The sequence below is a fragment of the Dysgonomonas sp. HGC4 genome (genome assembly GCF_001261715.1).
GTDB lineage: Bacteria > Bacteroidota > Bacteroidia > Bacteroidales > Dysgonomonadaceae > Dysgonomonas_A.
This window is the reverse complement of the sequence record NZ_CVRU01000173.1, coordinates 1-6339: the sequence shown is the minus strand read 5'-3', so window position 1 is coordinate 6339 and position 6339 is coordinate 1. Positions and strand designations below refer to the sequence as shown.

The window sequence follows — 6339 nt, the reverse complement described above, 5'->3', positions numbered from 1 at the left end:
GTGTAATAACTGTTTACGTTCGGAATGACTAATTATTTAACAAACATATCGGTGATTAATAATCTAAAATTTAACTATTTAGGTTTGCCTATGTGAGAGAGAGAGAGAGAGAGAGAGAGAGAGAGAGAGAGAGAGACTAACTAGCAACCACGCTAGTAATAAAAATATTTTAGGCGGGATTCCTCGTCTTTTTTTGTTTTTGCGTCTTTTTTACACGCGGTTTTTCACTCCCGCATATTTCCCCAATAAATATACTTATAGTTCTGTCGGTAAGCGTTTTCGTGTCACTGATTTGTTTTTTTGTTGTCGTTCACAATCGACACGAATAACTCGTTTACCTATGGCACAACTATGTCCGGCAGCAACGTGTAGCGATTACATGTTGCTGCCTTTTTTATTTGATTTTATGCAAAAATTTAAACAAACCAAACACATAAATAACAATTAAGACAATGAAAAAAAAGGTTTTATTTTCGCTCTGCATCGCTGCAGCCTCCGGAGCCTTACAAGCTCAGGTGGGAGTCAACAACACCGATCCGAAAGCATCGCTTCATATCACGCCTCAGAAAACGGACGGCACCACCGCCGAGGGTATTATCGCACCTAACTTAACACGTGCTCAATTAATTGGCAAAGATATTCGTTATACAACTGCTCAAAAAGGAGCCATTGTGTATGTGACTGCAGTTGATGGTACTATCAGTCCAAAAACAACAAAAATCACTACCGTCGGTTATTACTATTTTGACGGAGCTGTTTGGCAACCGTTTAGCCAAGCCGAAACTATTGTACCTACCGAACCCTGGCAAGTACAAGGCGGAACTACCGCTGCCATAAGCAATGCACAGAATATTTACCAAACAGGTAGTGTTGCCATCGGTACAGGAGCATCAGCAGTAAGTGGTTATAAGCTGGATGTAAATGGATCAAGTAATACTTCAGGAAATTCGCGAGTTGGCAGTTCTACAGTTGTGGGAGCACAGACTGTCGGCACTACACTAGGAGTAACCGGAGCCACTACTTTAGCCAGTACTCTGAATGTAGCTGGAGCCACCACCATTGCTTCTACCGGAAATTTTACCTTAGCTGGCAATGGAGCCGGAGCCGGCAAATACTTGGCATCCGATGCTGCAGGTAAAGGAACATGGACAGCTTTACCAGCTGCTACTGTCACTACTGCTAACAATGGTCTGACTATGAGTGGCACTACGACTGAATTAGGGGGAGCTTTATCCAAAGCTACCACCATTTCAGGAACGGCAGCCAATACACTGACAGTCTCTGCACCTTCGATTATTTCTGGAGCTCTTCGTATCAGTAGCGGTACTCCTGCTGCCGGTAAATTCTTAGCTTCGGATGCCGCGGGTAATGCTACGTGGGGAACGTTGCCTGTTACCGCTACTACCGAACCTTGGCAAGTACAAGGTGGAGCAGTAGCTGCTACGACCAATGCTCAGAATATCTATCAAACAGGTAGTGTAGGTATTGGTGCAAGTACCGCCGTTCCTGCAGCTTATAAATTGCAAGTCACCGGAGACAGTAATGTGACAGGTAATTCTCGCGTAGGTAGTTCAACCGTTGTGGGAGCACAAACCGTTGCAGGAACGTCTACTTTAACCGGAAATGTAGGAATTGGTATAGCTCCTTCTACACAAAAATTATATGTAAAGACAGCCGGAACTGCTGTTGCACCCGTACCTGCTGTGAGAATAACAGATGGATCACAAGGTTTTGGTAAAGTATTAACCTCTGATGCTGATGGGATTGCTCATTGGGAATATGCCAGACTTAGAATTGTGGAAGGTGTAAAGAGTACTAAAGCAGTGACATTTCCACTGAAGTATGATGCTACAGTGACTACTGGAGATGGTATTGCTCTTCAATCAGGGAGTAGCATAACTTTACCTCCCGGAAGATGGGCTGTTGCCGTTAAAACATTAATATCAATATATGATGTAAGTGCTAAAACAAACCTGACATCAAACGATTTTGCTTGGGTACGTTCCACTTTTGTGGATTCTCCTACAGTATCGGGGGCTATTAATCAGATTAAATCAGTCGATATAGAAGGTGCTTATTTAATTAGCGGGCGAGTTAGTGGACCTAAGCCTATAAATAAAAAAAATAATGCTTGTTGGGGAATGATGGATGGTCTGATAGTTATTAATAATTCTACTAATGCCAATAAAACGTACTATTATATTGTAGGTGCTTATGATACCGCCAGTAATTATGCTCAAAGTGTAGTAGAATTACGCGTGAGGGTAGATGGTTTGGAAAGCTCTATTACAGCATCTTCATTGTAATAATCTCTTTTCCTCTGTAAAAAGCGACAATAAAAAAAGTTTTTATTGTCGCTTTGCCTAATAAGCAGCCTCCGGAGTTTTACTAGTTCATGTGCGAATCAGTAACACATAACTTCAAGCATCGCTTCATATTTGGTGGAAACTATAAAATCATATTTCTCCCTTAAATAAAATAATGGAGGCTACTATCGAAAGTAACCTCCATTATTTTTTAGTATGCTTAGTTATAGGTCTTACATCGAACTACAACCTGTATTAGGTTTCAATTGTTGGAAAAAGTCATTTCCTTTATCATCTACCAAAATAAATGCAGGGAAATCTTCCACTTCAATTTTCCAGATAGCCTCCATACCCAATTCAGGATATTCAACGCATTCCAGACTCTTGATGTTGGTTTGAGCCAATATTGCAGCAGGTCCACCGATACTTCCCAAATAGAAGCCTCCGTGTTTGTGACAAGCATCTGTAACCTGTTTACTACGGTTACCCTTTGCTATCATTATAAGACTACCTCCAGCCGCTTGAAAAGCATCTACATACGAATCCATACGACCCGCAGTAGTTGGTCCCATCGAACCACTTGCATATCCCTTAGGCGTTTTAGCAGGTCCTGCATAATAAATCGGATGATCTTTGATATATTGAGGCATACCTTCGCCTTTATCTAAACGCTCTTGAAGTTTTGCGTGAGCAATATCACGTCCTACTATAATAGTACCCGTAAGAGATAAACGTGTAGATACTGGATATTTACTAAGTTCAGCTAATATCTCAGGCATTGGACGATTCAGGTCGATTTTCACACCGCCTGCTTCGCCTTCTTTTTGAAATTCAGCAGGAATCAAACGCGAAGGATTATCCTCCATCTTCTCTAACCAGATACCTTCTTTATTGATCTTGCCTTTGATGTTACGGTCTGCCGAGCAAGAAACTCCCATACCCACAGGGCAAGAAGCGCCGTGACGTGGCAAACGGATTACACGCACATCGTGAGCAAAATATTTACCGCCGAATTGTGCTCCTAAACCAAGTTCCTGAGCAGCTTTCAACAATTTAGCTTCCATTTCCAAATCACGGAAAGCCTGTCCACCCTCGTTACCCTCAGTTGGCAAGTTATCGTAATATTTAGTAGAAGCCAGTTTTACAGTTTTTAGGTTACTTTCAGCCGAAGTTCCACCTATTGCAAATGCAATGTGATAAGGAGGGCAAGCAGCAGTACCCAATGATTTCATTTTTTCGATCAGAAAAGTCTCCAATTTTCCGGGAGTAAGCAAAGCTTTAGTTTCCTGATACAAATATGTTTTGTTAGCAGAACCTCCACCTTTGGCTATGAATAAAAATTTATATTCATCACCTTTAGTAGTATACAAATCGATCTGAGCTGGCAGATTACAACCTGTATTTATCTCATCGTACATATTAAGAGGAGCATTTTGAGAATATCTCAAATTGTCTTCTACAAATGTATTGTACACACCTTTAGACAACGCCTCTTCGTCGTTGCTGCCAGTCCATACATTTTGTCCTTTTTTACCTACAATAATGGCCGTTCCCGTATCCTGACAGAAAGGTAGGATACCACGTGCCGAAATTTCAGCATTACGAAGAAAAGTGAGTGCTACAAATTTATCATTATCACTAGCCTGAGGGTCTGATAAAATTTTTGCCACCTGAGCCTGATGCTCGGGACGTAACAAAAATTCAACATCATGAAATGCGTGTTGAGCCAAGAGAGTCAAACCTTCGGGAGCGACTTTCAAAACTTCCTGACCTTCAAAGGTAGCGGTAGAAACATAATCTTTAGATAGCAGATAATACTCGGTAGTATCTTTACCCATTGGAAATGTTTCCTGATACTTAAATGATGGAGTTGCCATATTAATCAGTTTATAATTAGTTCTCTTATGTTCGTTTATCTTCAACAAAAAATAGAAGAATAAATAGTCTTAGAATATGCATTGGCAGGTTTCATAGCAATAATTAGATATTTCTATTGTACTTACCAAAGCGATAAGAAGGTCTGCGACCTTAGTTCTTTTTTTGATCCCTACAAAAATAACAAAAATAATCCGAAGCAAAGGAATCTTAATCACAAAGAATCCTGACCAGAAGTCAGTAAAATGAAAGACTTTTTACTGCTTTGGCAAAAATAAACTAACACTACGACTTACTAAAAGCAAGCACGGTGTAAAAAATATGATTTTTAGTTTCCTATATTTTTATCCGCCGGATATACAATCCCTAATTGCTTTCTAATCTCGTCAACAATTTCGATAGTTATCAACGAATTTTCGTGACTATTTATAGCAGACTCTCTCCTACCCGATTGTATGAGGTCTATAAACTCGGCAATCTCATAATAATACTCGTTCTTCTGATCACGATGGCTTATCTCCAATTCGTCTTTCTGTCTGAAGCATAGTTTTACCTGCTCAATTGTATTAATTTTATCGAGAGAGATTAATCCTTTTTCGCCTTGAATTTCGGTAGGTAAATGTGAATCTGCAATCTTCGAATAAAGTACCGTAGCATTCATACCTTCATATTCGAAATTTACAGCACCCTGCCCGTCAGCGCCCGTAGACAAAATAAATCCCGTTGCGCTGATCTTCTTTGGACGTCCAAAGAGTACCACCATCGGGTAAATAGTATATACACCCAAATCCATAACCGATCCGTTTGAAAACGCCGGATTAAAAGCATTCAAAACAATACCCTCTTTCAATTTATCGTATCTGGATGAATACTGGCAATAGCTTGCAAAGTAACGTCTGATTGTACCCAATGCATCTATATTCTCCATCACAGCCTTAAAATTTGGTGTAAGAGTCGATTTCATAGCCTCCATCAAAGTAACATCATACTCTTTAGCAGCTGCAATCATAGCCTTACATTCTGTGGCATTAGATGCAAATGGCTTTTCGCACAATACATGCTTACCATGCTTCATAAACTGAATACTTTGTGATGAATGCAAAAAGTTAGGCGAAGCAATATATACAGCATCAATCAATGGACTTTGAGCCATATCTTCGAACGAAACAAACGTATAAGGTATTTGATGTTTTTGGGCAAATACATTAGCCGATTCTTGTGTGCGTGAATATATAGCCGTCAATTCGAAACGAGGATCGAGCCGGGCAGCTTCCAACACGGTATCTACTATAAAATTGGTTCCAACGATACCAAAGCGAATTTTAGATTGAGATATAGTTGTCATAGTAATTTGTTTTTATGAAGGTTTTAAACCTATTTGTTATCTTAATCTATAACAAACAAAGGCACTCAACGATTAGTTAAATGCCTTTATTTTATCTAAATAGATGTAATCTTACTCTGCTGTTGCAACAGGCTGAGCTAAAACTCCACTAATATACTTTTTCAAAGAATCTTCTTTAATCATCTTTGCATACTTTTCAACCTCTTTGCTCTTAGCTAACGATTTGCGATTCCTGTCATAGAAATTCACCACATTAGTTATAGCAGCAGTTGTACATTCAACCGGATCGGCAGAGTAATTATGCTCTAACGAGTATTTAGTCCATCCCATCATATATGCCATCAACAACCAAGGTTGTGCACCTTGAAAGGTAACAATACGATCGTCCATACCAATTTTTACAGTAGGCGATCCAGACATCCACATCAAAACGAAACGATTTTTATCATCACGCAAAGGTATATCCTGATCTAGTGGTGAATAATTCAACCAATCTATATCAGCCAAAACCTGAGGCTCTAGTTGTATATATGCCGCTGAAATATGATGCTCAGTAGAATCAATTTGTTCTACAAAAACATCTTCACCTTCCCATGTCCCGACAACAGGCTCTGCTTCATTCTGAACTTGAGCAAGGAGATTTGCTGATAGACAAATCATAATTGCCAACGATAGAATTTTTCCCATATACTTTTAAATCTTTATTTTGATTAATATTTGATGTATCAAAGATAGTGTAGTTTTGCGATAAAATAAATTTTCCTAAATAGAAATAAACTCTCACTATATTAAATAATTCATTTATTTCACCCC

The 6339-nt window shown here is 39.3% G+C and carries 5 protein-coding genes; 1 reads left to right on the top strand and 4 read right to left on the bottom strand.

What is annotated here, in order from left to right; translation table 11 throughout:
• Positions 1-452 precede the first annotated feature (452 nt).
• Positions 453-2306, top strand: a complete 1854-nt coding sequence (locus HGC4_RS16665; protein ID WP_050711269.1) for a hypothetical protein — start codon at positions 453-455, stop codon at positions 2304-2306.
• 233 nt (positions 2307-2539) lie between these two features.
• On the opposite strand, the gene HGC4_RS16660 is transcribed toward HGC4_RS16665, so the two are convergent.
• The 4 genes from HGC4_RS16660 to HGC4_RS18990 form a co-directional block, all read right to left on the bottom strand.
• Positions 2540-4183 (bottom strand): fumarate hydratase, encoded by a 1644-nt coding sequence (locus HGC4_RS16660; RefSeq protein WP_050711268.1) that lies wholly within the window; start codon positions 4181-4183, stop codon positions 2540-2542.
• Between the two features lie 326 nt (positions 4184-4509).
• Positions 4510-5526 carry a Gfo/Idh/MocA family protein gene (locus HGC4_RS16655; protein WP_050711267.1) on the bottom strand — a complete coding sequence of 339 codons (1017 nt, stop codon included), beginning with the start codon at positions 5524-5526 and terminating at the stop codon, positions 4510-4512.
• 111 nt (positions 5527-5637) lie between these two features.
• Positions 5638-6213, bottom strand: a complete 576-nt coding sequence (locus HGC4_RS16650; protein WP_050711266.1) for a hypothetical protein — start codon at positions 6211-6213, stop codon at positions 5638-5640.
• Positions 6143-6339 (bottom strand): hypothetical protein (locus tag HGC4_RS18990; protein ID WP_221406884.1); only part of this gene is annotated, 197 nt, incomplete at its 5' end. The genes HGC4_RS18990 and HGC4_RS16650, both read right to left, overlap by 71 nt.

Coding starts and splice junctions, on each gene's coding strand:
- HGC4_RS16665 (WP_050711269.1), top strand. CDS start 453: ATGAAAAAAAAGGTTTTATTTTCGCTCTGCATCGCTGCAGCCTCCGGA.
- HGC4_RS16660 (WP_050711268.1), bottom strand. CDS start 4,183: ATGGCAACTCCATCATTTAAGTATCAGGAAACATTTCCAATGGGTAAA.
- HGC4_RS16655 (WP_050711267.1), bottom strand. CDS start 5,526: ATGACAACTATATCTCAATCTAAAATTCGCTTTGGTATCGTTGGAACC.
- HGC4_RS16650 (WP_050711266.1), bottom strand. CDS start 6,213: ATGGGAAAAATTCTATCGTTGGCAATTATGATTTGTCTATCAGCAAAT.